23 protein-coding genes and 1 pseudogene are annotated in these 25,567 nt (G+C 75.3%); 12 read left to right on the top strand and 12 right to left on the bottom strand.

What is annotated here, in order from left to right:
- Positions 1-121: 121 nt before the first annotated feature.
- Positions 122-970, bottom strand: coding sequence for a patatin-like phospholipase family protein (locus tag ACI797_RS15855; protein ID WP_456859670.1), 849 nt, complete (start codon positions 968-970; stop codon positions 122-124).
- Between the two features lie 71 nt (positions 971-1,041).
- Between ACI797_RS15855 and ACI797_RS15850 the strand changes: the two genes are divergently transcribed.
- A complete protein-coding gene (locus ACI797_RS15850; protein ID WP_456859669.1) occupies positions 1,042-2,787 on the top strand; it encodes a class I adenylate-forming enzyme family protein in 1,746 nt (581 codons plus the stop codon).
- Between the two features lies 1 nt (position 2,788).
- Here the strand turns inward: ACI797_RS15850 and ACI797_RS15845 are convergent, their stop codons facing one another.
- Together ACI797_RS15845 and ACI797_RS15840 are read right to left on the bottom strand one after the other, a co-directional pair.
- Positions 2,789-3,274, bottom strand: a complete 486-nt coding sequence (locus tag ACI797_RS15845) for a dirigent protein (protein WP_456859668.1) — start codon at positions 3,272-3,274, stop codon at positions 2,789-2,791.
- Positions 3,275-3,301: 27 nt separating this feature from the next.
- On the bottom strand, positions 3,302-3,775 hold the full coding sequence (locus tag ACI797_RS15840; RefSeq protein ID WP_456859667.1) for a hypothetical protein: 474 nt from the start codon (positions 3,773-3,775) through the stop codon (positions 3,302-3,304).
- A gap of 171 nt (positions 3,776-3,946) precedes the next feature.
- On the opposite strand from ACI797_RS15840, the gene ACI797_RS15835 reads away from it, so the two are divergent.
- The 4 genes from ACI797_RS15835 to ACI797_RS15820 are packed head-to-tail and all read left to right on the top strand — an operon-like array spanning position 3,947 to position 7,641.
- Positions 3,947-4,144, top strand: coding sequence for a hypothetical protein (locus ACI797_RS15835; protein WP_456859666.1), 198 nt, complete (start codon positions 3,947-3,949; stop codon positions 4,142-4,144).
- A gap of 3 nt (positions 4,145-4,147) precedes the next feature.
- Entirely contained in the window at positions 4,148-5,899 is a 1,752-nt protein-coding gene (locus ACI797_RS15830; protein ID WP_456859665.1) for a histidine kinase, read from the top strand.
- Positions 5,896-6,570 (top strand): response regulator, encoded by a 675-nt coding sequence (locus ACI797_RS15825; protein ID WP_456859663.1) that lies wholly within the window; start codon positions 5,896-5,898, stop codon positions 6,568-6,570. Before ACI797_RS15830 ends, ACI797_RS15825 begins: the two co-directional genes overlap by 4 nt.
- Before the next feature lie 24 nt (positions 6,571-6,594).
- Positions 6,595-7,641, top strand: a complete 1,047-nt coding sequence (locus ACI797_RS15820; RefSeq protein ID WP_456859673.1) for a potassium channel family protein — start codon at positions 6,595-6,597, stop codon at positions 7,639-7,641.
- Between the two features lie 58 nt (positions 7,642-7,699).
- On the opposite strand, the gene ACI797_RS15815 is transcribed toward ACI797_RS15820, so the two are convergent.
- Entirely contained in the window at positions 7,700-9,196 is a 1,497-nt protein-coding gene (locus ACI797_RS15815) for an adenylate/guanylate cyclase domain-containing protein (RefSeq protein WP_456859662.1), read from the bottom strand.
- 149 nt (positions 9,197-9,345) lie between these two features.
- Between ACI797_RS15815 and ACI797_RS15810 the strand changes: the two genes are divergently transcribed.
- Positions 9,346-11,085, top strand: coding sequence for a DUF2207 domain-containing protein (locus ACI797_RS15810; protein ID WP_456859661.1), 1,740 nt, complete (start codon positions 9,346-9,348; stop codon positions 11,083-11,085).
- A gap of 4 nt (positions 11,086-11,089) precedes the next feature.
- Here ACI797_RS15810 and ACI797_RS15805 read toward each other — a convergent pair whose 3' ends face one another.
- Positions 11,090-12,004, bottom strand: coding sequence for a diguanylate cyclase domain-containing protein (locus ACI797_RS15805; RefSeq protein ID WP_456859660.1), 915 nt, complete (start codon positions 12,002-12,004; stop codon positions 11,090-11,092).
- A 363-nt stretch (positions 12,005-12,367) separates the two neighbouring features.
- On the opposite strand from ACI797_RS15805, the gene ACI797_RS15800 reads away from it, so the two are divergent.
- From ACI797_RS15800 to ACI797_RS15785, 4 genes and pseudogenes are all read left to right on the top strand, one after another.
- The gene (locus ACI797_RS15800; protein WP_456859659.1) at positions 12,368-14,173 is read left to right on the top strand and encodes a BCCT family transporter; all 1,806 of its coding nucleotides are present in this window, start codon (positions 12,368-12,370) and stop codon (positions 14,171-14,173) included.
- Positions 14,170-15,231, top strand: a complete 1,062-nt coding sequence (locus tag ACI797_RS15795; RefSeq protein ID WP_456859658.1) for an FUSC family protein — start codon at positions 14,170-14,172, stop codon at positions 15,229-15,231. Before ACI797_RS15800 ends, ACI797_RS15795 begins: the two co-directional genes overlap by 4 nt.
- Before the next feature lie 21 nt (positions 15,232-15,252).
- Positions 15,253-16,692 (top strand): thioredoxin family protein, encoded by a 1,440-nt coding sequence (locus ACI797_RS15790; protein WP_456859657.1) that lies wholly within the window; start codon positions 15,253-15,255, stop codon positions 16,690-16,692.
- A pseudogene (locus tag ACI797_RS15785) lies at positions 16,677-17,195 on the top strand (UGSC family (seleno)protein). The gene ACI797_RS15790 and the pseudogene ACI797_RS15785 overlap by 16 nt, the downstream one beginning before the upstream one ends.
- A 28-nt stretch (positions 17,196-17,223) precedes the next feature.
- Here ACI797_RS15785 and ACI797_RS15780 read toward each other — a convergent pair.
- Both ACI797_RS15780 and ACI797_RS15775 read right to left on the bottom strand, forming a co-directional pair.
- Entirely contained in the window at positions 17,224-18,606 is a 1,383-nt protein-coding gene (locus tag ACI797_RS15780; RefSeq protein WP_456859656.1) for a hypothetical protein, read from the bottom strand.
- Positions 18,607-18,644: 38 nt separating this feature from the next.
- Positions 18,645-19,439 carry a creatininase family protein gene (locus tag ACI797_RS15775; RefSeq protein ID WP_456859655.1) on the bottom strand — a complete coding sequence of 265 codons (795 nt, stop codon included), beginning with the start codon at positions 19,437-19,439 and terminating at the stop codon, positions 18,645-18,647.
- A gap of 181 nt (positions 19,440-19,620) precedes the next feature.
- Here ACI797_RS15775 and ACI797_RS15770 point away from each other — a divergent pair, with 181 nt between their 5' ends.
- Entirely contained in the window at positions 19,621-20,064 is a 444-nt protein-coding gene (locus ACI797_RS15770) for an Lrp/AsnC family transcriptional regulator (protein WP_456859654.1), read from the top strand.
- A gap of 10 nt (positions 20,065-20,074) precedes the next feature.
- Here the strand turns inward: ACI797_RS15770 and ACI797_RS15765 are convergent, their stop codons facing one another.
- The gene (locus ACI797_RS15765) at positions 20,075-21,277 is read right to left on the bottom strand and encodes a 3-deoxy-7-phosphoheptulonate synthase (RefSeq protein ID WP_456859653.1); all 1,203 of its coding nucleotides are present in this window, start codon (positions 21,275-21,277) and stop codon (positions 20,075-20,077) included.
- Positions 21,278-21,541: 264 nt separating this feature from the next.
- On the opposite strand from ACI797_RS15765, the gene ACI797_RS15760 reads away from it, so the two are divergent.
- A complete protein-coding gene (locus ACI797_RS15760; RefSeq protein ID WP_456859652.1) occupies positions 21,542-21,700 on the top strand; it encodes a hypothetical protein in 159 nt (52 codons plus the stop codon).
- 264 nt (positions 21,701-21,964) lie between these two features.
- Here the strand turns inward: ACI797_RS15760 and ACI797_RS15755 are convergent, their stop codons facing one another.
- Genes ACI797_RS15755 through ACI797_RS15740 form a run of 4 tightly spaced genes read right to left on the bottom strand, consistent with a single transcriptional unit; the run spans position 21,965 to position 25,555 of the window.
- Entirely contained in the window at positions 21,965-22,825 is an 861-nt protein-coding gene (locus ACI797_RS15755) for an ABC transporter permease subunit (protein WP_456859650.1), read from the bottom strand.
- Positions 22,822-23,784 (bottom strand): ABC transporter ATP-binding protein, encoded by a 963-nt coding sequence (locus ACI797_RS15750; RefSeq protein WP_456859649.1) that lies wholly within the window; start codon positions 23,782-23,784, stop codon positions 22,822-22,824. The genes ACI797_RS15755 and ACI797_RS15750 overlap by 4 nt, the downstream gene beginning before the upstream one ends.
- The gene (locus tag ACI797_RS15745; RefSeq protein ID WP_456859647.1) at positions 23,781-24,806 is read right to left on the bottom strand and encodes an NAD(P)-dependent alcohol dehydrogenase; all 1,026 of its coding nucleotides are present in this window, start codon (positions 24,804-24,806) and stop codon (positions 23,781-23,783) included. The genes ACI797_RS15750 and ACI797_RS15745 overlap by 4 nt, the downstream gene beginning before the upstream one ends.
- On the bottom strand, positions 24,803-25,555 hold the full coding sequence (locus ACI797_RS15740; RefSeq protein ID WP_456859645.1) for a DUF4386 domain-containing protein: 753 nt from the start codon (positions 25,553-25,555) through the stop codon (positions 24,803-24,805). Before ACI797_RS15740 ends, ACI797_RS15745 begins: the two co-directional genes overlap by 4 nt.
- Positions 25,556-25,567 lie beyond the last annotated feature (12 nt).

Here is a 25,567-nt window from a genome sequence, read left to right as displayed (position 1 = left end):
GGCCCCACCACCCCCCCACCCCCCGCGCCCCCCCCCCCCCCCCCCCCCCCCCCCCCCCCCCCCCCCCCCCCCCCCCCCCCCCCCCCCCCCCCCCCCCCCCCCCCCCCCCCCCCCACTCCGCTCACGTCCAGACGGCGGCGACGCGGTCGGCGACCGTCTTCGCCTGGGCCCGGCCGGCCCGCGCCGAGGGTGCGCGGGCGGCCGGGTCGAGCACGTTGCGGCCGATCGCCGCGCGGCTGCCCTCGTCCGGCGTGACGACGGCGGCCTGCGCGCCCAGCGCGCCCACCTGCGCGTCGACGGCGGTCAGCGGCCCCACCCCGCGGGCGATGGGCGCCAGGACGACGACCCGCTCGTAGCCGCGCGCCAGGTCGGCGTTGGACGCCGAGCGCATGCCGCCGTCGACGTAGCGCCGGCCGTCGATGGTCACCGGCGGGTAGACGCCGGGCACGGCGCACGACGCCGCGACCGCCCGCGGCAGCGGGACGCCGGAGTCGCGGTCGAGCGGCCGGAACTCCCCGGTGAGGGCGTCGACCGCGGTCACGACCAGGCGCCGCTCCGGCCACTCCCTGCTGAGCAGCCGCGAGCCGATGACGTCGAGCCGCTCCTGCTCGGTCGGGGTCAGCCCGGCCGCCTCGGCCCTGAGCGCCAGCGCGCCGACCCGGCGGCGGAACTCGACGTCCCGGCCCCGGCTGGCCAGCATCGCCCAGCCGTAGCGGGCCAGGTTCGCCCGCGTCATGCGCGCGACCCGCTCCGCCGACGGCGGCTCGAGCTGCCGCTCGAACAGGAACTCCGGGGCGCCGCCGCAGGTCACCTGCGCGCCCACCACCGAGCCGGCCGACGTCCCGACGACGAGGTCGGCACCGGTCAGGTCGACGCCCGCCTCGGCCAGCCCGGCCAGCACGCCGATCTCCCACGCGATGCCGGTGATGCCCCCGCCGCCGAGGACCAGCGCGGTGCGCTGCGACGCCATCCCTCCCCCTCCCGCCCGTGAGCTGCGTCACGCTAACGTGCCGGTACCCGCCCGTATCGGAGAGGACCAGCATGACCGCCACGCAGCCCGCCCCCGCCACCGCCGCCAGCTGGCCGCCCGGGCTGCCCCGCACCCTGGACTACCCGCAGGTGCCGGTCGGGTCGATCCTGCGCGCCGCCGTACGCCGGTGGGGCGACCGGACGGCGTTCGTCGACCACGACGTCCCGCTGACGTACACCGAGCTGGGGCAGCGCGCGCACGCGGTGGCGAACTGGCTCGCCGAACACGGCGTCGGCCGCGGGGACGTCGTCGCCGTCCACATCCCGAACTGCCGCCAGTACCCGGCCGTCTACTACGGGATCCTGCTGGCCGGGGCCACCTTCTCCCCCACCAACCCGCTGCTGCCCGCCCCCGACCTGGCCGCGCAGCTCACCGACGCCGGCGCGACGGTCGTCGTCACCTGGGACAAGGTGCTCCCGTTCGTCCGCGAGGCCCTCGCCGCGACCCCGGTCGAGACCGTCCTGGTCACCGGCGAGGCGCACATCCTCGACTTCGCCGCCCGCCTGCCCGGGCTGGCCGACACCGACGTCGACCTGGCCGACCTGCTGGCCGCCGACCCCGCCGACCGGCACCTCGACGCCGGCGTCGACGTCGCCGCCGACCTCGCCCACCTGGCCTACACCGGCGGCACCACCGGCGTGAGCAAGGGCGTCGAGCTGCCGCACCGCAACGTCGTCACCAACGTGCTCCAGGCCCAGTGCTGGACGTCCGGCTCGCTGCCCGCCCTCGACGAGGCCGGCGACGTGACGCTGCAGCAGGTCGGCAGCGCCGAGGAGTTCCCCACCCGGCTGGGGACGGGCGTGCTGGTCAACCTCACGCCGTGGTTCCACGCGATGGGGGTGATCGGCTACCTCAACAGCCTGGTCATGAGCGGGACGACGGTCGTGATCCACATGCGCTTCGACCCGGCCGCCTACCTGGCCGACGCAGTGCGGCACCGGGTCACCGCCATCGGCGGGGCACCGCCGGTGTTCGTCGCGCTGCTGCAGGTGCCGGGCATCGAGACCGCCGACCTGTCCAGCGTGCGCGGCATCTCCAGCGGCGCCGCCCCGCTGCCGGTGCCGCTGATCGAGAAGCTGAAGGCGCTGCTGCCGGACGCCGTCATCGGCGAGGGCTACGGCCTCACCGAGGTGACCATGATCGCCACCGGCAATCCCTCGTTCGTCTCCGGCACCCGCAAGGCCGGCACCGTGGGCGTGCCGGTCTTCGACACCGAGATCTCGATCCAGCCGCTCGGCGGCGGCGCCCCGCTGCCGCCCGGCGAGCGCGGCGAGGTGTGCATCCGCGGCCCGCAGGTGATGCGCGGCTACGCCCGCCGCCCGGAGGCGACGGCCGAGGCGATCGACGCCGACGGCTGGTTCCACTCCGGCGACGTCGGGATCCTCGACGAGGACGGCTACCTGTCGATCGTCGACCGGACCAAGGACATGCTGCTCTACAAGGGCTACAACGTGTTCCCGCGCGAGCTCGAGGAGATCCTGTTCGGGCTGCCGGGGGTGGCCGGTGCGGCGGTGGTCGGGCGCCCCGACGAGGAGGCCGGGGAGCTGCCGGTCGCCTACGTCGTCCGCAAGGCCGACGACGCCGGCGCGGGGCTGACCGCCGAGTCGGTGATGGCCGCGGTCAACGAGCGGGTGGTGCCCTACAAGCGGTTGCGCGACGTCGTGTTCATCGACGCGATCCCCGTCTCGGCGGCCGGCAAGGTGCTCAAGCGCGAGCTCGCCGCCCGCGAGCGGGCGGCGAGCTCGGGAGTGCAGTAGGTCAGCGGAGCCGGATCTCCAGGTCGACGGCGTCGAACCCGTCGACCTGGTCGTCCCGGAAGGTGCCGGTCGCCTCACCGCTCGCGGCGCGGTAGCGACCGGTGCCGCCGGTGACCGCCCAGCGGAACTCGGTCGGGCCCACCGACGGGTCTTCGTCGAAGCCGCCCTGCAGGGTCAGCGACGAGCCGTTGTCGAAGAGCACGGTGGCGGAGCAGTACGCCGACAGGCTGGTCTCCGAGAAGCTGGTGATCGTGCACGCGCCCTCCGCGGTGCCGACGCGGCGGCCGTCGCGCTGCCGCACCTCGTCGTGGAACACCTGGGTGTCGCCGGGCCCCGGCTCCCCGGGGGCGAGGTCGAGGTCGGTGTTGCCCGAGGCGATGGTGGTGAGGCGCAGGGTCTGGTCGGCGGCGGCGGGCACGGTGCCGAGCACGGTGGCGCCGGCGACGACGGCGGCCAGGGCGAGGACGGTGCGGCGGGTGCGGGACATGGCGGTCTCCTGAGGGGGTCGGTGCGGTCAGCCGGTGACGGCGAGCCAGCCGGCGGACAGGACGGTGAGGACGGCGAGCGCGACGGCGACCGCCGCGGCGGGCGGGGTGCTGCCCCGGCGGGACCGGGCGTCGGCGGCGAGGCCCAGGGCGCCGGCGGCCAGGACGGCGGGCAGCGCCGTCCAGAAGACGACGAGGCTGAGCACCCCGACGACGGCGAGCCCGAGCGCGCGGCGGGCGGTCCGCCCCGGCTCGCGACCGCGGGCCGCGGCGGTGAAGGCCGTGGTGGCGAGGGCGCCGACGACCACGAAGCCGACCAGGGCGGCCAGCGCGGCCCAGCCACCGTTGTCGTGGAAGCCGACCTCCCAGCGGCCGGCGGTCTTCCACGGGGTGCCGACGTACTGGCCGACGAGGCCGAAGGCCAGGCCGGCGACGGCGCCGCCGGCGACGAACGGGTCGGGGCGCAGGCGGGTGGGGCGCTGGGTGACGGAGTCGACGGTCATGGTGGGCCTCCTCGGATCGGGATCGGCCGGTGTTCCCGGCCGGGCTCACCGTCCCGATCCCGGGCGTCCCCGCGCCTGAGCCGGGAGCAGGCACCCGGCCGGGACGGTTTCCCGGTCGATCCGGGACACGAGGAGGGCCACCCGGGACGTCCGCGGCCGCAGACTGTCGCCGTGCGCCTCCGCCGGTCCGGGACCGCCGCCGCCGTCGCGGCCACCGCGCTCTGCGTCGCGGCGCTGGGGCTGGCCGTGTGGGTGAACGCGCACGTCCCCGGGGCACCGCACTCCGTCGTCGGCGGGGTGTGGGCGGTGCTCACCGCGGCCGTGGGGGCGGGGGTCGTCGCGGCCCGGCCGGGCAACGCGGTCGGCTAGGTCGTGGTCGCCAGCGGGCTGCTGCAGGCCGGCAGCGTCGGGCTGGGCGCGTACGGCGGCTACGGCGTGGACGTCGCCGATCCGCAGTGGCCGCTGGCGCGGTACGCCGCGCAGGCCGGCTCGATGCTCTGGATCCCCTCGCTGCTGCTGCCGGCCACCGTCCTCGTCGCCCTCTACCCGACCGGCCGGCTGACCTCGCGCTGGACCCGCTGGCCGGCGTGGGCGGCCGGCGCCGGCCTGGCGGTGCTCACGGTCCTGGCCAGCTTCGACCCGGCCGCCTACGACGACTTCGTGTCCTCCGGTCCGCCCCCGCTCACGCTCCCCTCCTGGTGGCCCACGACCGCCGTCGCCGTCGTCGCGGCGGCAGCGCTGGCCGGCGGCGCGGTGGCGATCTGGATCGGCGCCGGCGTGCGGCTCGCCCGGGCCCGGCCGCCGGAGCGGCAGCAGCTGGCCTGGTTGGTGTGCGTGGTGCTGCCGCTGCTCGTGGTGATCTTCCTCGTGCCGGCTCCCGAGTGGCTGTTCGGGTTGAGCGCGGTGCTGGTCCCGGTCGCCCTCGCCGTCGGGGTGGTGCGGTACCGGCTGCTCGGCATCGTCGTCACCCGGGCGCTGGTCTACGGCGTGCTCACCGGCGCCGTCCTGCTGGCGTGGCTGGCGCTCGCGGCGGTCGCCGCCGCGGCCCTCGGCCGCACGCTCTCGCCGGTCCCCGGTGCCGTGGCCGCGGCCCTGGTGGCGGTGGCGCTGAGCCCGGCGCGGTCGCGGCTGCAGGTGGCGGCCGACCGCCTCGTCTACGGCGAACGGCGGGACCCGGTGGCCGCGGTGGCCCGGCTGGGCGACCGGGTGGCCGACGTCGAGGAGGCCGACCTGCTGCCCGCGGTCCTGGAGACCGTCACGGCGGCGCTGCGCGCGCCCGGCGCCGCGGTGCTGGACCCCGCCGGCCGGACGACGGCGGCGACCGGTGACCTCGTGCCCGACGACGCGGTCCGGCTGCCGCTGCGCGTCGGCGGCCGTGCGGTCGGCACCCTCGCCGTCGCGCGCCGGGGCAGCGGCGAGGCGTTCACCGCGGGCGACGAGCGGCTGCTCGCGGTGCTGGCGCCGCAGGTCGCGGCCGTCCTCCGGGCGCTGGAACTGGCCGACTCCCTCGAGCGCGAGCGCGACCGGGTGCTGACCGCGACGCACGCCGAGCGCGACCGCATCCGCCGGGACCTGCACGACGGGCTGGGTCCGTCGCTGGCCGGGATCAGCCTCGGCGTGCAGGCGCTGCAAGGACAGCAGGCCGCCTCCCCCCTGCTGGCGCGGCTGCGCGAGGAGGTCGACTCGGCGGTCGGCGAGGTGCGCCGCATCATCGACGGGCTGCGCCCCGCGGCGCTCGACGACGTCGGGCTGGTCCCGGCCATCGAGCGCCACGCGCAGGCCGTGTCGGCCTCGGTACCGGTGCGGGTCTCCGCCGGTGAGCTGCCGCCCCTGCCGCCGGACGTCGAGACCGCTGCGCTGCGCATCGCCCAGGAGGCGCTGACCAACGTCGCCCGCCACTCGGGCGCGGGTCGCGCCGAGGTCGGCCTGCGGGCCCGGGACGGCCGGCTGGAGCTGACGGTGTGCGACGACGGGGCCGGCATCTCCGGGAACGGCGGGCGCCCCGACGGGGTCGGGCTGGCGTCGATGCGGACGCGGGCCCGCGCCGTCGGCGGGGACCTCACGGTCACCAGCGGTCCCGAGGGCACCCGCGTGGTGGCGGCCCTGCCGGTGGGCACGCCGTGACGGCGGTGCGGGTCGTCGTCGCCGACGACCACCCGATGTACCGCTTCGGCCTGCGCGCGGTCCTGGACGCCGCCCCCGAGGTGGACGTCGTCGGTGAGGCCGCGGACGGGCAGGAGCTGCTCGCCGTGGTCGCCCGGCACGCCCCGGACGTCGTGCTCACCGACCTGTCGATGCCCCGGCTGTCGGGCACCGCGGCGATCGCCGAGCTGGCCCGGCTCGCCCCCGGCACCGGGGTCCTGGTGCTCACCATGCACGAGGACGACGCCTCGCTGTTCGCCGCCCTGCGGGCCGGGGCCCGCGGCTACCTGCTGAAGGGGGCGGACCAGGAGGAGATCGTCCGCGCCGTGCTCACCGTCGCCCGCGGGGACGCCGTCTACGGCGCGGCCGTCGCCCGGCGGATCGTCGACTTCTACACCGGGGTCGCCGCGGACTACCGCGTGACGGCGTTCCCGCAGCTCACCGAGCGGGAGCGCGAGGTGCTGGAGCTCCTCGCCGCGGGCCTGCGGAACGGGGAGATCGCCCGGCGGTTGGTCCTGTCGGAGAAGACGGTGCGCAACCACGTCTCCGCCGTCCTGGTGAAGCTGCAGGTCCCCGACCGGGCCGCGGCCGTCGCCCGTGCGCGTGACGCGGGACTCGGCGGTCCGGCGTCCACCGCGAAGCGGGACCGCTGACCGGTTATGGTCCCGCCCGTGTTCATGGGCAACCGGGCGGCCGAGCGCCGGGAGGACCCCCACACCGGGGTCCACCTCGCGCACGTCGAGGAGTCGCCGCTGCGCCAGGTGGGGCGGCGCGTGGTCCTGGCGGTCGTCGTCCTCGTGGTCACCGTCGCGATCATCTACCTCGACCGGGACGGTTACCGCGACGGCGACGCCGTCGGGCTCTCCCTGCTCGACTCCCTGTACTACGCGACCGTCACGCTCTCGACGACCGGGTACGGCGACATCACGCCGATCACGCCGGGCGCGCGCCTGGTCAACATCTTCGTGATCACGCCGCTGCGGATCGCGTTCCTGCTCATCCTCATCGGGACGACCCTCGAGGCGCTGACCGCGCGCTCGCAGGAGGAGTTCCGCATCCGTCGCTGGAGGTCACGCGTGCGCCAGCACGTCGTCGTGTGCGGGTACGGCACCAAGGGGCGCAGCGCGATCCGCTCGCTGCAGGCCACCGGGACGCCGCCGGAGCAGATCGTCGTCGTCGACCCGAACCCCGCCGCGGTCGAGGAGGCCACGGCCAGCGGGCTCACCGGCATCGTCGGCGACGCCGGCCGCACCGAGGTGCTGCGGCGGGCCGCGGTGGAGAAGGCGCGGTCGGTGATCGTGGCCGCCAACCGCGACGACGCCGCGGTGCTCATCACGCTCACCGTGCGCCAGCTCAACCCGGGCGTGCCGATCACCACCAGCGTCCGGGAGGAGGAGAACGCGCAGCTCCTCCGGCAGTCCGGCGCCGACACGGTCATCACCACCTCGGCCACCTCCGGGCGGCTGATGGGCCTGTCGACAGCGGCCCCGCGCGTGGTCTCGGTGGTCGAGGACCTGCTCACCTCCGGCCACGGCCTCGACCTCAACCAGCGGCAGGTCAAGTCCGGCGAGGTCGGGCTGGACCCGCGGCAGCTGCGCGACGTCGTCCTCACCGTGACCCGGGGCTCGCAGACGTTCCGCTTCGACGACCCGCTGATCGGCAACCTCGAGACCGGCGACGTCCTGGTCGTGGTCAAGGCGCACGGTCCGCAGTCCGCCGCCTGAGGAAGGACCCCGTCCTCCCCACCCCTCGCAAGCTCGGGGCGGTACCCGGGACGGGGCCTCAGCTGCGCACCCAGGTGCCGGTCGCCTCGCCGCGGCCGCGCAGCTCGACCTCGCCGTCGCGGACCCAGTGCTCGCGCTCGCCCGGCGCGGCGGCGAGCACCGTGGGCTCGCTGGCCACCACCCGGCCGGCGTGCTCCTTGGCCAGCTCGGTCAGCCGCGCCGCCTCGTTGACCGGGTCGCCGATGACCGTGTACTCCAGCCGGCTCGCCGCCCCGACCTGGCCGGCCCACGCCTGGCCGCAGGCGACGCCGACGCCGATGTCGACCTCGCCGGCCGCCTGCACCCCGTCGCAGATCCGCCGCGCCGCGCGCAGCGCCGCACCCGCCGGGTCGGGGTGCTCGGTGGGTGCGCCGAAGACGCACAGCGCCGCGTCGCCCTCGAACTTGTTCACCAGCCCGCCCTCGGCCTCGACGGTCTCGACGACGACCTCGAAGAAGCGGTTGAGCAGCCCGACCATGCGCTCGGGGCCGGTGCGGCGGACCAGCGAGGTCGAGCCGACGATGTCGACGAACAGCGCCGCGACCGTGCGCACCTCGCCGCCGAGCTCCACCCCCGCGTCCAGCGCCCGCTGCGCCACCGTCGTCCCCACGTGCCGGCCGAACAGGTCGCGCAGCCGCTCCCGCTCGGCCAGCCCGGCGGCCATGCTGTTGACCCCCTCCTGGAGCAGGCCGATCTCGCCGGCGTCGTCGACGACGACGCTGGCGGTGTAGTCCCCACCGCCCACCCGCTGCACCGCCCGGCGCAGGTCGCGCAACGGCTGGCCGACGTAGCGCGCGGTCAGCAGCGTGGCGAGCGCACCCACCAGCACGGCGACGACGGAGAGGAAGACGACGGCGGTGCGCCCCGGCCCGTCGGGGTTGCTGGGGTCGAGGAACAGCAGCACGAGGCCGAGCAGGGGCACCCCGCTGGTCAGCGCCCAGGTGAGCAGCAGCCGCGGGCGGACACCGAGGGTGAGCCGGCCGGCCGGGGGGTGCGCCGCCAGCGCCCGCGCGGTCACCGCCCGCGCGGCCCGCGCGACGAGCAGGTAGGTGACACCGGCGGTGACGACGCCGCCGAGCGCGGTGGCCACCCCGGTGCGGATGCCGACCCGGGCGTCGGGGAAGGCGACGGCCGAGACGACGCCGATGAGCACCGCCGCCACCAGCCAGGTCACCGCCGCGACCACGGCGGTGTCGACCGGCAGCCGCAGCGCGTGCGCCGCCTCCCCCGGAGTGGGCTCCCGGCCGGCCGTCAGCCAGGCGTTGGTGACCCGCTGGCGGCGCAGCCCCACGAGCGTGCCGACCGGCAGGGCGAGCACCGTGTACGCCAGCGCGGTCCGCAGGACGGCGGCCCGGCCGTCGCCGGAGTCCCCGCCGGAGACGCCGACCAGCAGCAGGACCACCGTGCCGACGCCGACCAGGTTGGCGACGTTGACCAGCAGGACGATCAGCGGCACGGCGCCCCGGCCGCTCGGCGCCCACGAGGCCAGGGCGTCGGCGCGGCGCAGGGTGCTCACGCCGGGGTCAACGAGCCCGCGGGCGGCCCGCAACGGCGCGTCGCCCGATCGTGATCACCCGGTCATGATCACGGACCCGCAGGGGCGGCGCGCGCCGGGAACCCCATGGTGTGACGCCGGTCCGGTAGAAGATCCGGCGGAGGTGGGGCATGGCGGGCACGGGTGGGCTCACGGGCAACCGGCGGCGCCGGCGGATCGACGCCGTCGTCCTGGTCGTGCTGCTCGGCCTGGTGGCGCTGGCGACGCTGCTGGCCACCCGGGTGGCGTCCGGGGAGCGCGTCGCCCGGCTCTGGGTGGGCGCGGTCGTGGCCGCCGACGGCAGCGCCCGGGTGGTCGAGGTCGTCGACTACGACTTCGGGGCGAACGACCGCCACGGCATCTACCGGTCGATCCCCGACCTGCGCGAGGAGGACCCGGTGGAGGTCTCCTCCCCCACCGCGCCCGACGAGTTCGAGCTGCGCACCACCTACGGCGCCTACCTGCAGATCGGCGACCCGTTCGAGACGGTCTCCGGCCAGCACCGGTACGTCGTCGAGTACACGCTCGAGAACGTGGTCTCCCCGGAGGGGGAGCTCGCGTGGGACGCGGTCGGCAGCGACTGGGACGTGCCGATCGTCGAGGCCGAGGTGCACGTGGTGGCCGCGACCGAGCTGACGGACGGGACGTGCGTGGCCGGGCGGTACGCCGCCACCGACCCGTGCCCGCTGATCGAGGAGGCACCCGGGCACCTCGTCGCGGAGGCCGCCGACCTCGACGCCGGCGAGGGGGTCACCGTCTCGGCGGTCCCCGGCGCCGCGCTGACCGGCGCGGCCGCCCTGCCCGGGGCACCGGCCGTGGTCGAGCCGGACGGCACCGGCGTGCTCGCCCCCGCCGCGCTGTTCACCGGGATCGTCCTGCTGTGCGGCGTGGTGGTGGCGTGGCTGCTCCGGCGGGCCGGCCGGGAGCACGTCCCCACCGTCGGCATCCCGTCCCTCGCCGGCCCCGGCGAGCAGGCGCGGGTCGACCTCGACGAGCTGGCGTCGTACGCCGGCCCGTCGTCGGCGGTGCCCGAGGGGCTCGGCCCCGCGCAGGGCGGCGTGCTGCGGGACGGGTACGTCTTCGGCCGGCACCAGGCGGCCTGGCTGGTGGAGGCGGCCGTCGACGGCGACCTCGAGATCCAGCCCGGGACGACGGAGAAGACGTCGGTGCTGGTGCGCCTGCGCGACGACGGCCCCCGCGCGCCGCTGCTCGACCTGGCCTTCCGCGGCCGGCGGCGGCTGACGCTGGGCACCTACGACCAGGACTTCGCCGCGTTCTGGAAGGCCCTCGCCCGGGACCTGCGCAGCTGGCAGCGCACCTCGGGACTCGTCGACGTCCGGGCCGAGCGCCGCGCCAGGGGGATCCGCTGGACCGCCTCCCTGGCCGCGCTGGCCGGCATCGGGATCACCTGGTGGGGCGCCGCGGTGGCCGCGCACGCGGCGGACCGCGGCCTGATGCTCACCGCGGTCGGCGGCGTGCTCGCCGGCGTCGGGCTGTCCACCGCCGTGCGCGGCTGGGAGCTGCGGGTGCTCACGCCGCAGGGCGCGACGGCCTGGCTGCGCACGGAGTCGCTGCGGCTGTTCCTCGCCTCGGGATCCGGCACGGCGGTCGACGAGGTGGGCGACGAGCTGGGCCGCTACACCGCCTGGGCGGTGGCGCTGGGCGTCTCCGACCGGTGGAAGCAGCTGGCGTCGCTCGTCGGCGCCCGCACCGGGGCCGGCCCCGACGTCCTGCACCTCACGACGCTGGGGCCGACGTTCGTCTCCGGCTGCTCGGCGGCGAGCACGGCGCCGTCGTCGTCCGGCGGCGGGAGCGGCGGTGGCGGCAGCGTCGGCGGCGGCTCCGGCGGAGGGGGCGGCGGCTCCTGGTGAGCGGCTACCCGCGGCGGCGCCGCCGCTTGCGCTCGTACATGGCGGCGTCGGCGGCGGCCAGCACCGCGGCGGCGGTGCGACCGGGCGCGTCGACGACGGTCATCCCGACGCTGACGCGCAGCGGCACGGTCAGGTCGGTGAGCGACAGGGGCTCGGCGCAGACGGCCTCGAGCCGGTCGCGCAGCCGCCGCGCGGCGGCCTCGTCGGGCAGGTGGGCCACGAGGGCGAACTCGTCGCCGCCGAGCCGGGCGACCGTGTCGGCCTCGCGCCGGACCTCGCGCAGCCGGCTGGCGAGCACGACCAGCAGCAGGTCACCGGCCTCGTGCCCGTGCTGGTCGTTGACGTCCTTGAAGTCGTCGACGTCGAGGTAGCAGACGGCGACGACGCCGCCGTCCCGGTCCCGCGCGCGCAGCGCCGCGTCGATGTCGTCGTCGAGCAGCGCCCGGTTGCGGACGCCGGTGAGCGGGTCGTGCAGGGCCAGGCGGGAGAGCTCCGCGTCGCGCAGCCGCCGGGCGTTGATGTCCTCGATGGCCGCGACCGCGCCCCACGGCAGGCCGTGCGAGTCGCGCAGCAGGTGGGCGGTGACCCGCACCCAGAGCAACCTGCCGTCGGCGTGCCGCAGCCGCTTCTCCACCGGCTGCCCCCGGCCCTCGGCGACCAGCGACCGGGTGGCGGCGTCGTCGAGGGCGAGGTCCTCGGGCAGGGTGAGCGCCCGGTAGCTCGTGCCCAGCAGCTGCTCGGCGGAGTAGCCGAGCAGCTCGCAGAGCATGCGGTTGACCCGGACCCAGTTGCCCGTGCCGTCGGTGACGGCGAGGGCGACCGGCGACTCCTCGAAGGCCGCCCCGGCCAGGGCGTCGCCGCCCGGTCCCTGCGCCTGCTCGGCCGGCTCGGCGGGGCGGGGGTGCGGGGCGGTGGTCACGGTCGGGCTCCGGGGTGCGGCGGACGGAGCGACAGCGTACGTCGCCGTTCCGGGACCTCCAGGAGCTGCGGCCGGTCGGATCACCCGGAGGGAGCACCTCCCGGGCCGCTGCCGGAGTGGTTCGGCCGCCCGGCACCGGGGAACCGATCCGGGGGCAGGAGCGGGTGCACCCCCGTTCCGCCACGCGGGCAGCAGCTCCCGCAGCCGAGCCGTGCCCCGGATGGCGGACGATCTCGTGTCGTTCGACCCTGTCCGCAGTGGACCGGGGCGCGCGCCCGGGAGCCGGACCGCCCTCACCCGAGGACCTGGTCCCCTGGACGACCGAACGGAGGAGCGGCCCCCGCGGGGGCGCCGCACCCGCCTGTGACGACGACCCCCACCGCCCCACCGGGCCGGCCCGCACCCCAGCCGGTGCTCCACGCCGACACCGACCAGCACCCGGCGATCGCCGAGCCGCCGCCCGCCGTGGCCGACGGGAAGGGCGCGCTCGACCGCGTGGTCTTCGCCGTCGCCGCCGTCCTCGCCCTCGCGTTCGTCGCGTGGGGGTTCCTCAGCCCCGCCGGCCTCGGCTCGGCGAGCGGCACGGCGCTGACCTGGATCGAGGAGAACCTCGGCTGGCTGTTCGTGACCCTGGCCTCGGCGTTCGTCGTGTACGTGCTGTGGCTGGCGGCCAGCCGGTACGGGCGCATCCCGCTCGGCCGCGACGGCGAGTCGCCGGAGTTCCGGACGGTGTCGTGGGTGGCGATGATGTTCAGCGCCGGGATGGGCATCGGTCTGATGTTCTACGGCGTCTCCGAGCCGCTGGCCCACTACGTCGCGCCCCCGCCGAGGACGGTCGCCGCGGAGACGCCGGAGGCGTTGCAGACCGCCATGGCGACGACGCTGTTCCACTGGACGCTCCACCCGTGGGCGATCTACGCCGTGGTGGGCCTGGCGATCGCGTACGGCACGTTCCGCCGCGGCCGCAAGCAGCTGTTCAGCGCGGCCTTCGAGCCGCTGTTCGGGCGGCGCCGCACCGAGGGCCCGGCCGGCAAGGTCGTCGACGTCCTCGCCATCTTCGCCACGCTGTTCGGGTCGGCGGCCTCGCTGGGCCTGGGCGCGCTGCAGATCGGCAGCGGCATGGAGATCCTGGGCTGGGCCGGGGACGTCGGCAACGCCGTCCTGGTCGCGATCATCGCCGTGCTGACCGCCGCGTTCGTCGCCTCGGCGGTCTCGGGGATCGCCAAGGGCATCCAGTGGCTGTCCAACACCAACATGGTGCTCGCCGTCGTCCTGGCCGTGTTCGTGTTCGTGGCCGGGCCCACCGTGCTGATCCTCAACCTGCTGCCCGGCGCCGTCGGGGGCTACTTCGCCGACGTCGCCCAGATGGCCGCCCGCACCGAGGCCAGCGGTGGCGACGCGACGGCCGAGTGGCTGCGCGGCTGGACGGTCTTCTACTGGGCGTGGTGGATCTCCTGGACGCCGTTCGTCGGCCTCTTCATCGCCCGGATCAGCCGCGGCCGCACGATCCGGCAGTTCGTCACCGGCGTCCTGCTCGTGCCCAGCGTGGTCAGCCTGCTGTGGTTCGCCGTCTTCGGCGGGGCCGGCATCGCCGCCCAGCGGGACGGCGCCGACGTCGCGGGGCAGGCCACCCCGGAAGGGCAGCTGTTCGGGGTGCTGGCCGGGTACCCGCTCGCCACCGTGCTGACGGTGCTCGTCGTCGTGCTGGTGGCCATCTTCTTCGTCTCCGGCGCCGACGCGGCCTCGATCGTGATGGGCTCGCTGTCCGAGGGCGGCACCCTCGCGCCGCGCCGCCGGATCGTCGTGTTCTGGGGCGTCGTGATGGGCGCGGTGGCGGCGGTGATGCTGCTGGTGGGCGGCGACGAGGCGCTCACCGGGCTGCAGAACCTGACGATCATCGCGGCGCTGCCGTTCGCCGTCGTCATGGTGGGACTGGCCGTCTCCCTCGCCAAGGACCTCCGGTCCGACCCCGCGGTGCTGCGCCGCACGGTGGCCACCGAGGCCGTCGAGCAGGCCGTGGTCGAGGGGCTCACCCGGCACGGCGACGACTTCGTGCTCGTGGTGGAGGCCTCCGGCGGGGACGGCCGGGCGGTGCAGTTCGAGGGCAACGCGGCCGCCGCGGTAACTGCGGACCCGGCCCCGGCGGACCCGGTGCGCCGGCCCGGGTGAGCCACCTCCGGGAGCTCCTGCGCGAGCCCTGGGTCCAGCGGGGGGTGCGGGCGGCGGTCGCGGCGGCGCTGGCGTGGCAGGTGGCGACCCTGCTGCCGGCGCCGCTGTCCTCGTACGCCTACTACGCGCCGCTGGGCGCGGTCATCGCGGTGCACCCCACGGTCGCCGACTCCGCCGCCGCGGCGTGGCGCACGTTCGTGGCGATCCTGCTCGGGTTCGCCCTCGCCGTGGTCGTGCACGAGCTGACCGAGCCGGTCCCGGACGCGCTGACCATCGCGCTGATCGTGGGGCTGGCGATCGCCGTCGAGCAGTGGCGCGCGCTGCAGGAGCACGCCAGCTGGGTCAGCTTCGCCGCCGTCCTCATGCTGACCGTGGGGACGGCGGCCGACCCGGCCCGCTACGCCCTGGCCTACGCCGGGCTGACGCTGCTGGGCGCGGCCATCGGTGTCCTGGTGACCACCCTGCTGTTCCCGCCGCTGCAGCTCACCACCGCCGTGCGCCGCATCGCCACCACCCGCGCGCTGCTGGCCCGGCACCTGCGCGACATCGCCGCCGCCCTCCGGCGCGGTGAGGTGCCGCCGCCCGACGAGTGGGCGCGCCGTGGCCGGGACCTCGAGGTGGCGCTGGAGGGGATGCGCTCCGCCGAGGCGGTGGTGGAGCGGGCGCGCCGGGCCAATCCCCGCGCGCGGCGCTGGGGCGGCACCGCGGCCGGCATCCGGGACCAGTCCCGGGCGCTGGACCGGGTCGCCGTCCTCGTCGACGACCTGACCACGCTCGTCGTCGAGTTCCAGCCGCACGACCGGGGGCTGGACCGGGTGGACGGCGGCACGGGGTGGGTGCTGGCCGACGCGCTCGACGGCCTGGCCGACGTGGTCTGCGCCCCCACCGGCGACGCCCGTCCGGCGGCGATCGACTCCGCCGGGACCGCGCTGCAGCGGCTGACGACGCTGCTGCGCACCTCCGAGGTCGCCGACGACGAGGGCTTCTTCGCCCTGGGGGCGGTCACCGTCGGCATGTACCGCTCGCTGGACGCGCTGGGAGCGCGGGCCACCCGTTGACGTGGCTGTCACACTGGCGCGGTGGCGACGGTGCCCGACGGCCTGGTGGCGGTCGTCAAGCGCGACTGCCCCACCTGCGCGCTGGTCGAGCCGGTGCTGCGCGACCTGGCCGGCGCCGTCCCGCTGACCGTGGTCAGCCAGGACGATCCCGGCTTCCCCGCCGGGATGCCCGTGGTCGACGACCGGCAGCTCGAGACGAGCTGGCGGCTGGGCATCGACACCGTGCCGACGCTGCTGCGGATGTCCGGCGGCCGCGAGACCGACCGCGTCGTCGGCTGGTTGCGCGCGCAGTGGGAGGCCCTCTCCGGGGTGGCCGGACTCGGCGACGGCCTGCCCGAGCACCGGCCCGGCTGCGGCTCGCTCAGCGTCGAGCGCGAGGACGAGCTCGCGCGCCGGTACGGCGGCCGGGTACTGGCCTCCCGCCGGGTCGAGCTCGCCGACCTCGAGGACGACGTCGAGGCGATGTACGACCGCGGCTGGACCGACGGGCTGCCCACCGTCCCACCCACGGAGGAGCGCGTGCTGCGCATGCTGGCCGGCACCCCCCGCGCGCCGGACGAGGTGGTCGCCGTCGTCCCGCCCGACCTCGTCGAGTGCACGGTGGAGAAGGTGGCGGTCAACGCCGTCCTCGCCGGGTGCCTGCCCGAGCACCTGCCCGTGGTGCTCGCCGCCGTCGAGGCCGCCTGCCGCGACGAGTTCGCCCTGCACGGCGTCCTGGCGACGACGTACTTCGCCGGGCCGGTGCTGGTGGTCAACGGGCCGGTGACCCGGCGGCTGCGGATGAACTCCGGCATCAACGCCCTCGGCCAGGGCAACCGGGCCGGCGCCACGATCGGCCGGGCGCTGCAGCTGGTCGTGCGCAACGTCGGCGGCGGCCGGCCAGGCGAGGTCGACCGCGCCACGCTGGGCACGCCCGGCAAGTTCACCTTCTGCTTCGCCGAGGCCGAGGACGGGCTGTCGCCGTTCGAGCCGCTCGCGGCCTCGCGCGGCGTGCCGGGTTCGGCGGTCACCGTGTTCGCCGGCTCCGGGCTGATCCCCGTCGTCGACCAGGCCAGCCGCACGCCGGAGTCGCTGGCCCGCACGTACGCGCTGGTGCTGCGCACCGTCGGGCACCCGAAGACGGCGCTAGGCATGGACGCGCTGGTCGTGGTCAGCCCCGAGCACGGTCGGGTGCTCCGGGAGGCCGGCTGGGACCGTGCCCGGCTGCTCGCCGAGCTCGAGCCGCTGCTGGTGCTGCAGCCGGAGGAGCTGCGCCGCGGCGCGCTCGGCATCGCCGAGGGGATGCCGCCGGGTCTCGACGACCGGCCGCTGCCGAAGTTCCGGCCCGGCGGCCTGCTGTTCGCCTACGCGGGCGGGCCGGCCGGCATGTTCTCGGCGGTCATCGGCGGCTGGGCCAGCGGCCCGACCGGCAGCACCCCCGTCACCGTCCCGATCGAGGAGGCCACGTGGCCCGCGTCCTGATCGACCCGACCTCCGAGCGCCGGCCGGCGGCGCGGCAGGTGAACGCGCGGCCGCCGTCGCTCGACGGCCGCACCGTCGGGCTGCTCGACATCTCCAAGAGCCGCGGCGACGTCGTCCTCGACGAGCTGGAGCGGCTGCTCGCCGCCGACGGCGTGCGCACCGCCCGCTACCGCAAGCCCACCTTCGCCCGGCCGGCGCCGGTCGACCTGCGGCACGAGATCGCCACCCGCTGCGAGGTGGTCATCGAGGCGCTGGCCGACTAGGGCTCCTGCACGTCGTGCAGTGTGCACGACATCGCCGACCTCGAGGGCCGGGGCGTGGTGGGGGTCTTCCTCGCCTCGTCCGAGTTCGCCGACGCCGCCGTGGCGCAGTCGGCCGCGCTCGGCCTGGCGGTGCCGCACGTCCTCGTGCCGCACCCGATCCAGGACCGCACCGACGACGAGCTGCGGCGGCTGGCCCGCGACGCCTACCCCGCCGTCCTGGCCGCCGTCACCGCCGGCTGAGCAGCCCCGCCGGCGGCGACGGCCGCCGTCAGAGGGCGAGCAGGTAGCGCTCGCGCTCCCAGGGGGTCACCTGGGCGTGGAACTGGTCCCACTCCGCGTACTTCATCGACACGTAGTCGTCGACGAAGCCGCCGGGGAAGACCTCGTGCACGAGGGGGTCGCGCTCGAAGGCCTCGACGGCCTCCAGCAGGGTCCGGGGCAGCCGCACCGAGTTGGTCCCGTCGTGCCGGCGGTCGTCGGTCAGCGCGGCGTCGACCGGGTCACCCGGGTCCATCCCCGAGAGCACGCCCTCCAGGCCGGCCGCGAGGAGGAAGGCGGCCGCGAGGTAGGTGTTGGCCGACGAGTCGACCACCCGGTTCTCGAGGGCCGGCCGGTTGGCCGGCAGCCGCAGCATGCACGAGCGGTTCTGGGTGCCGTACGCGGAGAAGACCGGCGCCCACGAGGCCGAGCCGTCGGACAGCCGCGGGTTGAGCCGCTTGTAGGAGTTCACGGTCGGCGTGGTGATCGCGGCGAGCGCGGCGGCGTGCTTCATCACGCCGGCGGTGAACCCGTAGGCCACCTTGCTCCAGCCGAGCCCCCGGGGGTCGCCGGCGTCGCGCATCAGGTTCTCGCCGGTCGCCGTGCTCGCCAGGCTCATGTTGTAGTGGTGACCGGAGCCCCAGGCCTCGGTGTAGGGCTTGGGCATGAACGTGGCCAGCAGCCCGCACTCCTTGGCGATCTGGCGGGCCATGAACCGGAAGAACGTGATCCGGTCGGCCATCTGCAGGGCCGGGGCGTAGGCGAAGTCGAACTCGAACTGCCCGTTGCCGCCCTCGTGGTCGAAGCTGTAGACCCCGAAGTCGGAGGTCTGCATCGCCTCGACCATGCGCCCGAGGAAGGGCATCGCGTCGATGGTGCTCTCCACGTCGTAGGCGGGCGTGGGCATCATCTGCCCGCTGCGGGCCGGGGGCACGAGGTAGCCGTCGGGCCGCTCCAGCGACTCCGGCCGGAAGGCGTAGAACTCCGTCTCGATGCCGAGGTTAAAGGTGAACCCCTCGCTCTCGGCCCGGGCCACCTGCCGCTTGAGGATGGAGCGGGGGCAGTGCACGAACGGCTCGGTCCCGGCGAACACCAGGTCCGCGGCCATCCAGGCGAAGCGCCGGTCCCACGGCAGCACCCGCAGGGTGGCGAGGTCCGGCATCGCCACCGACTCGTCCTCGTTCGGGGTCATCTCGCCCAGTCCGCTGATGCCGCGGGGGGTGTACCGCTCGGAGCCCGCCAGCAGGTTGGGCAGGTGGTCGATCGGGACCATCTTCGACTTGCTGCGGCCGTGCACGTCGGTCCAGCCGCCCATGGCGAACTCGACCCCCTGCCCAGCCAGCTCCGCGGCCAGCGCCCGGTGGGCGTCCTCCATGTCGTGCACGGTGTCCACGTGGTCGGTCTCCTCGTGTGTCGTCGGTCGGTGCGGGGTCAGCGGTGGAGCGAGGGAGGTGCGGCGGGCCCGAGCGGCGGTTCCTCGGTGCGCCCACGCTCGACGAGGCGGGCGAGCGCCGCGGCGACCTCGTCGAGCAGGCGCCGGCCGAGCTCCGGGGTGGCCTCCGACGGGCGCCCGGTCACACCGTTGCGGGACAGGGACGGCGCCGTGTACCGGAACACGAGGTCGCCGGTCCGGTCCTCGTCGTCGGCGTCGACCGCCCGGTCCAGGTGCACGAGCGAGGGGTCGATCGCCAGCACCATCGACGTCTCCGCGCGGTTGGCGTGGATGTCGGCGCCGTCGGCGGTGACCTCGGCGAGCACGGCGGGGGTGATCGACCACCAGTCGACGACGCCGGTGCGGAGGTCCGGCCGGAACAGGCGGAGGTGGTCGGTCGCCGTCCCGAGGGCCGCCGCGTTGCCGAAGTGCGCGTTGACGAACAGCAGCCGGGTCAGGCCCGAGCACGCCGCCCACTCCGCGTACGAGCGGGCCACCGCGGCGAGCAGCTCCGGGCTCAGCGAGAGCGTGCCCGGGAGCACGGTGCCGTGGCCGTAGCTGCAGCCGACCGGGATCGACGGGAGGACGACGGCCCCGCCGAGCGCCGCGGCCGCCTCGCAGATCCGCTCGGCGACGAGGGTGTCGGTGCCGGTGGGCAGGTGCGGGCCGTGCTGCTCGACCGCGCCGACCGGCACCAGCCCGACCTCCGCGGCGCCGGCGGGGCGCCCGGCCCAGCCCTCGAGCTCGGGCCAGGCCGCGGTGGACCAGCGGGTCACCCGCGCGGCTCGTCCCATGGTGGTTCTCCGATCGACCGGCGGGCGGCACCTGCCGCCTTCTTCGAGGTTCGGAGCGAGGCTATGGATGAAGTGGGTCGACCAGCGGTCGCGATATGTAAATTCTTCGATAAGAAGCTGTCAGCGGCTGCTGGCGGATCGAGAATCGAACTGGCGGCCAAGCCCCGTGCGGGAGGACGACGTGCTCGACGACATGGACCGGCGGATCGTGCGGCTGCTGCAGCGCAACGCCCGCGTGCCGAACACCGAGATCGCCCGGACGCTGAACGTCACGGAGACGACGGTCCGCAACCGGGTGAACCGACTGCTCGACGAGGACCTCATCGAGATCGTCGCCGTCCTGAGCCCCGAGGCGGTCGACGCGAGCATCTCCGCGTTCCTCAACCTGTCGGTCCACCTCGCCGACGTCGAGGCCGTCGCGTCGGCGCTGCGCGAGCGGCCGGAGGTGCGCTACGTCGGCAGCATCCTCGGGCGCACCCAGATCGTGGTGGAGGCGTTCTTCCGCGACCACGACCACCTGCTGGAGTTCCACACCGGGTTCCTCGGCACGCTGGAGCGGGTGACCTCGGTGGAGACGTCGGTGGTGCTGAAAGTGCACAAGCTGTCGTACGAGTGGGAGATCTGAGGCCCCCGGGCTACGCCGCGCGGCGGGCGCGGACCGCGGCGGCCAGCTCGTCCAGGAGCTCGGCCGTCGTCGCCGGGTCCACGCACGCGTCGGTGATGCTCTTGCCGTACTCCAGCGACGACGGGTCGCGCTGGTCGAGGTCCTGCCGACCGGCGACGAGGTTGCTCTCCACCATGACGCCGCGCAGGCCGCGCTCGCCGGCGGCGATCTGGCCGGCGAGGTCCCGCACGACGGCCGGCTGGCGGCGGTGGTCCTTGCGGCTGTTGCCGTGCGAGGCGTCGACGACGACCACCTCCGGCAGGCCGCGCTGCGCCAGCGCCGCCTTCGTCGCCGCGACGTGGGCGGCCGAGTAGTTGGGGCCGTCCTTGTCGCCGCGCAGGATCACGTGGCCCGAGTCGTTGCCCGTCGTCGACAGCTGCGCGGTGATGCCGTGGCGGTCGACGCCGAGGAACTCGTGCGGCGCGCGGGCGCTGACGACGGCGGAGACGGCGACGTCGACACTGCCCTCCGGCGAGTTCTTGAACCCGACGACGGAGGAGAAGCCGGACACCCGCTCGCGGGCGGTCTGGTCCATGACGTTGCGGGCCCCGACGCCGTTGTAGGTCACCAGCCCGTCGACGTACTGCGGCGTGAGGGCGTTCAGCGGCTCCGCGGCCACCGGCACGCCGAGGGCGGTGATGGCCAGCATGAGCATCCGTGTCGCGACCAGCCCGACGCTGATCCGGTTGGAGCCGTCCAGGTAGGGGTCGTAGGCGAAGCCCTTCCAGTCGACCTCCGTGCGCGGTTTCTCCGTGTACGTGCGCATGAGGATCTCGAGGTCGGCGCCGTGCCGCTCGCGCACGGTGCGCAGGAACCGCGCGTACTCGAGAGCGGCGGCCGGGTCGTGGATCGAGCAGGGGCCGGCGATGACGACGAGCCGGTCGTCGGTGCCGTCGAGGATGCCGGTGACGGCGCGGCGCCCGGCGCGCGTCGTGGCGGCGGAGGCGGCCGAGAGGGGCAGCACCCGGGCGACCGCCTCCGGCGTGACGACGACGCTCAGGCCGGCGATCCGGGTGTTGACCAGGTCGGAGATGTCGGCCGGCTCGGCGTCGGGCAGGCCGAGCTCGTGCCGGACGTCGGGCAGCAGCTCCGCCTGCAGCGCGTCGATCCGGTCGTTGACCTGCTGCTGCAGGGCCAGCAGGTGGTCGGCGATGCGCGCGGCGTCGTCCAGCACGGGCTCTCCTCGGGTCGCCACGAGACCCCCAGGAGGCTCGTGCGTCCGATTGTGGCGGGCCCCGACTTCGGCCCGGGGCGCACCCCTGCACCGGCCCCGTGCGATGACAGGGGTGAGCTGACCGCTCGACCGACGGGGGCGGGCGCGGTCATCTCGGTACCAGTGCCCCGCTCCGGGGTTCCTCCGCCGAGGAAGGCCTGCGATGCCCCGTCCGCCGTCCGCTCCCGTCGACCGACCGCTCGCCAGGAGGCCGCGGAGGTGTCCGTGAGCTGGAAGAAGGTCCTCACCTGGCTGTTCCTGGCGTTCGCGCTGTTCTACCTGATCCAGGCACCGGAGCGGTCGGCGCAGCTGGTGAGGAGCGTCGGGGAGGGGCTCGCCGGCGCGGCGTCGTCGCTGGCCGCGTTCATCGGCGGGCTGGTCTAGGTGCACTGACCAGCGACGTTGGTCGAGGGCGTGTGACCAGGGCACCCCGAGCCGCCGCTGCGCCGGGCACACGACACGCGCCCCCTCACGCCGCTGCCCGTCGATCGGTAGCGGCGCCGGTCGGCTACCGGGCCATGTCGTACGAGCGCCCCGGGGAGGACGTCGTCCTCGCCGGGGCTCTCGCATTCGAGGTGGGATCTCGGCGAGCACACGGATGACCGCAGGTTTGCACACGCCGCCACGCCGAGTCCGAGTCCCCGGTGGTCAGGCGTCCCTGCGGCGGAGGGCCACCGCGCCGGCGGCGAGCGGCACGACGGCGTAGGCGGCGATGACCAGCAGTCCCGTCGTCGCGGAGAGTTCGCTTCCGGCGGAGGACAGCGAGTCCTCGCCGCCGCCGAGGAAGGATCCGGACGCCGGCAGCGGCAGGTAGTCGACGATGCGCTGGACCCAGTCCAGGTTGATGAAGCTGAGCACGCCGGGCAGCAGCAGGAGCACGGCCAGCGCGACGGTGATGGCGCCGGCGCTGGAGCGCAGCAGGGTCCCGACGCCGAGGGCGAACAGCGCCGCGGCGACCAGGAAGTACACCGTGCCACCGAAGACCTGCCAGGTCCGCGCCTGGTCGAGCGGGGGGACCAGGTCGTGCTCGGCCAGCAGCGGCATCGTCACGACGTAGGCCAGGGCGATGCTGACCGTGGCGACCACGACGGTCACGGCGGCCAGGACGACGGCCTTGGCGACCAGCACGGGCACGCGGGTGGGCACCGCGGCCAAGGTGGAGCGGATCATCCCGGTGGAGTACTCGCCGGTGATCAGCAGCGCGCCGAGCACCGCCAGAGTGAGCATGCCGAGCTGGAAGCCGCCGGAGACCGCCTCGGCGCCGTTGGCGGTCGCGAGGCCGCCGGCCGTGGCCGGGTCGGCGGCCATGGCGTTGAGCGAGGCGGCCACGGCCAGGGAGACGCCGGTGATCAGGGCGATGGTGGCGGCCAGCACCCACCAGGTGGAGCGCAGGGAGAGCAGCTTGATCCACTCTCCGCGCAGGATGCCGCGGAAGGTCGCGTGGGCCGGGACGGCGGCTCGGAAGGCCGGCCCCCGGTCGGTTGCCGGGGCGGCGAAGGTCGTGCTCATCGGTTCGTCCCCTTCGATGGGGCGGCAGCGTTGACGGTGGAAGGCGTGGCGGTGGTGTCGGTGGAGCGGTACTCGACCGCGTCCTGGGTCAGGGCCATGTAGGCCTCCTCGAGGCTGGCGCTGCGCGGGCTGAGCTCGTGCAGGGCGATGCCGTGGGCGCAGGCGATGTCGCCGACCCGCGCGGCGTCGATGCCGCCCAGCTCGAGGGTGCCGGGCTCCGGGGAGCTGACGGTGGCGCCGTCGGCGGCGACGAGCGCGGCGAGGTCGGCCGCTTGCGGGCTGCGCACCCGCACCGCCGCCCCGGAGACGGAGTCGATCACCTGCTGCACCGGGCCGGCGGCCAGGATGCGGCCGCGGCCGATCACGAGCAGCTGGTCGGCGGTCTGTGCCATCTCGCTCATCAGGTGCGAGGACAGGAACACGGTGCGGCCCTCGTCGGCCAGCGAGCGCACCAGCCGGCGCACCCACTGCACGCCCTCGGGGTCCAGGCCGTTGACCGGCTCGTCGAGGATGAGCGTGCGCGGGTCGCCGAGCATCGCCGAGGCGATCCCGAGGCGCTGGCCCATGCCGAGGGAGAACCCGCCAACCCGCTTGCCGGCGACCGTGGCCAGGCCGGTCATCTCGATCACCTCGTTCACCCGGGAGGCCACGATGTGGTGGGTGGCGGCCATGGTGCGCAGGTGGGAGCGGGCGCTGCGGCCGGGGTGCACGGCCTTGGCGTCCAGCAGCGCTCCGGCCTCGCGCAGCGGGGTGCGGTGGGCGGCGTACGGCTTGCCGTTGACCGTCACCGTGCCCGAGGTCGGCCGGTCCAGGCCCATGACCATCCGCATGGTGGTGGACTTGCCCGCGCCGTTCGGCCCGAGGAACCCGGTGACCGAGCCGGGGGCGATGGTGAAGCTGATGCCGTCCACGGCGGTCTTGTCGCCGTAGCGCTTGGTCAGCTCGTGCGCCTCGATCATGACGATGCCTCCTCGGTCTGCTGGGCGGTGGACTTGGGCGCGGGCTCTCCGCCCGTGAGGCGGAGGACGACGTTGCCGCGCTTGCGGCCGGTGTCGACGTAGCGGTGGGCCTCGGCGATGTCGGCGAGGTCGTAGCTCCGGTCACGGATGGCCCGGTAGGAGCCGGTCTCGGCGAGGCCGACCAGGAAGGCCAGGTCCTCGGCGCTGGGCTTGCCGACGTCGGCGGTGACCAGGTGGCCGGTCCGCCGGCTGCGCAGCGGGGCGAGCAGCAGCCCGGGCAGATCGGTGATCACCAGCAGCAGCGCGCCACCGGGCTCGAGCAGGTGCCGGACCCGCTGGAACGGCGCGTTGCCGACGCAGTCGACGATCACGTCGTAGCGGTCCGCATCGGCCGTGAAGTCCTCGGCCGTGTAGTCGATCACCCGGTCGGCGCCCAGTGACGTGACCAGCTCCCGGTTCGCCCCGCTGCACACGGCCGTGACCTGCGCGCCGGCGTGCGCGGCGAGCTGCACCGCCGCGGTGCCCACCGCCCCCGACGCCCCGTTCACCAGGACCGCCCCGCCGGGCGCCAAATGGGCCTGCTGCAGGAAACCGCGGGCGGTGAGCCCGCCGAAGACCAGCGTCACCGCGTCGCCGAACGACATGTTCCGCGGCTTGCGTGCCATCGCGGCACCCTGTGGCAGCCGGGCGTACTCGGCGTGACCGCCGAAGTCGCCGCCCGTCATCGCGATCACCTCGTCGCCCGGGGCGAACCGGGTGACGTTCGCGCCGACCGTCTCGACGACGCCGGCGGCGTCGAAGCCCAGCACCGGGTGCTTCGGCCGGAACAGGCCGATCCCGGCGGCGGCCAGCAGGCCGAGTCCGCGGGGCACCTCGCGCGCGCGGGCGCGGTGGTCGGCGACACTGACGGTGCTCGCGTGCACCCGGACCAGGACGTCGTCCGGGCCGACCGTCGGCTGCGCCACCTGTTCGACGTGGACGGTGTCCGGTCCGCCGAAGCGGTGGTAGACCGCGGCCCTCATCGGGCGGACCCAGCAGGCGGCAGGGCGGCGACGGCGGCCGGCCGGAAGCCCTTGACGGTCAGGTAGACGCCCAGTGACAGCTCCCAGCAGAAGATCGGTGCCAGGGCGACCACCGACCACATCGTGGAGTCGTCGTTGACGCCGTAGACCGTCGCGATCTTGGCCGTGAGGAGCAGCGGGGCTCCGATGAGGCCCATCAGCGGGATCACCCGTGGCACGAGTCCCGACCGGTACATCAGGCTGCCCAGCAGCAATGCGTTGACGGCCGCCATGAAGCCCGGACCGATGTGGAACGTGAAGTCGCGGACCGCGACGAGTGCTGCGGCGGTGATGGACAGAGAGTCCGTGTCGGCGCCGGGCGCTCCGGCGAAGTCCTTTCGCAGCGTCACGATCGCGAGGAGGCTGACGACACCGATGATGATGATCGCGCCTTCGAGCAGGCGGGAGGTGACGAAGCCGAGCGCCAGAGTCCTGTTCTGCCGCCTGACCACGGGGAACAACACGACCGCGGCGCCGGCGCCGGCGAGGGCGGTGACCACGTCGAGCAGGCCGCCGGTGATGATGCGCGCGTCGGACCCGGAGCCCAGGACGTAGTCCGGGTTGTCGAGGACGGGGGCGAGGAAGTAGAAGGCGGCAGGGATCGAGGCGGCGAAGGTGATGACGTACAGCAGGCCGCCGAGGAATGCGGTCTGTCGCATCGGGTCCGTCGCGGGTCGGGTCGTCGCGGCGGGAGGTGCGCTGATGCTCATGGCGGGTTCCCT

This window comes from Geodermatophilus sp. SYSU D00691 (genome assembly GCF_054050275.1).
The sequence above is the reverse complement of the archived record's forward strand: the minus strand, read 5'-3'. Positions and strand labels throughout refer to the sequence as shown.

Bases quoted from the DNA above. Each gene is read 5' to 3' on its own strand.
- ACI797_RS15855 (WP_456859670.1), bottom strand. From the start codon at position 970: ATGGCGTCGCAGCGCACCGCGCTGGTCCTCGGCGGCGGGGGCATCACC.
- ACI797_RS15850 (WP_456859669.1), top strand. From the start codon at position 1,042: ATGACCGCCACGCAGCCCGCCCCCGCCACCGCCGCCAGCTGGCCGCCC.
- ACI797_RS15845 (WP_456859668.1), bottom strand. From the start codon at position 3,274: ATGTCCCGCACCCGCCGCACCGTCCTCGCCCTGGCCGCCGTCGTCGCC.
- ACI797_RS15840 (WP_456859667.1), bottom strand. From the start codon at position 3,775: ATGACCGTCGACTCCGTCACCCAGCGCCCCACCCGCCTGCGCCCCGAC.
- ACI797_RS15820 (WP_456859673.1), top strand. From the start codon at position 6,595: ATGGGCAACCGGGCGGCCGAGCGCCGGGAGGACCCCCACACCGGGGTC.
- ACI797_RS15810 (WP_456859661.1), top strand. From the start codon at position 9,346: ATGGCGGGCACGGGTGGGCTCACGGGCAACCGGCGGCGCCGGCGGATC.
- ACI797_RS15775 (WP_456859655.1), bottom strand. From the start codon at position 19,439: ATGGGACGAGCCGCGCGGGTGACCCGCTGGTCCACCGCGGCCTGGCCC.
- ACI797_RS15755 (WP_456859650.1), bottom strand. From the start codon at position 22,825: ATGAGCACGACCTTCGCCGCCCCGGCAACCGACCGGGGGCCGGCCTTC.
- ACI797_RS15750 (WP_456859649.1), bottom strand. From the start codon at position 23,784: ATGATCGAGGCGCACGAGCTGACCAAGCGCTACGGCGACAAGACCGCC.
- ACI797_RS15745 (WP_456859647.1), bottom strand. From the start codon at position 24,806: ATGAGGGCCGCGGTCTACCACCGCTTCGGCGGACCGGACACCGTCCAC.
- ACI797_RS15740 (WP_456859645.1), bottom strand. From the start codon at position 25,555: ATGAGCATCAGCGCACCTCCCGCCGCGACGACCCGACCCGCGACGGAC.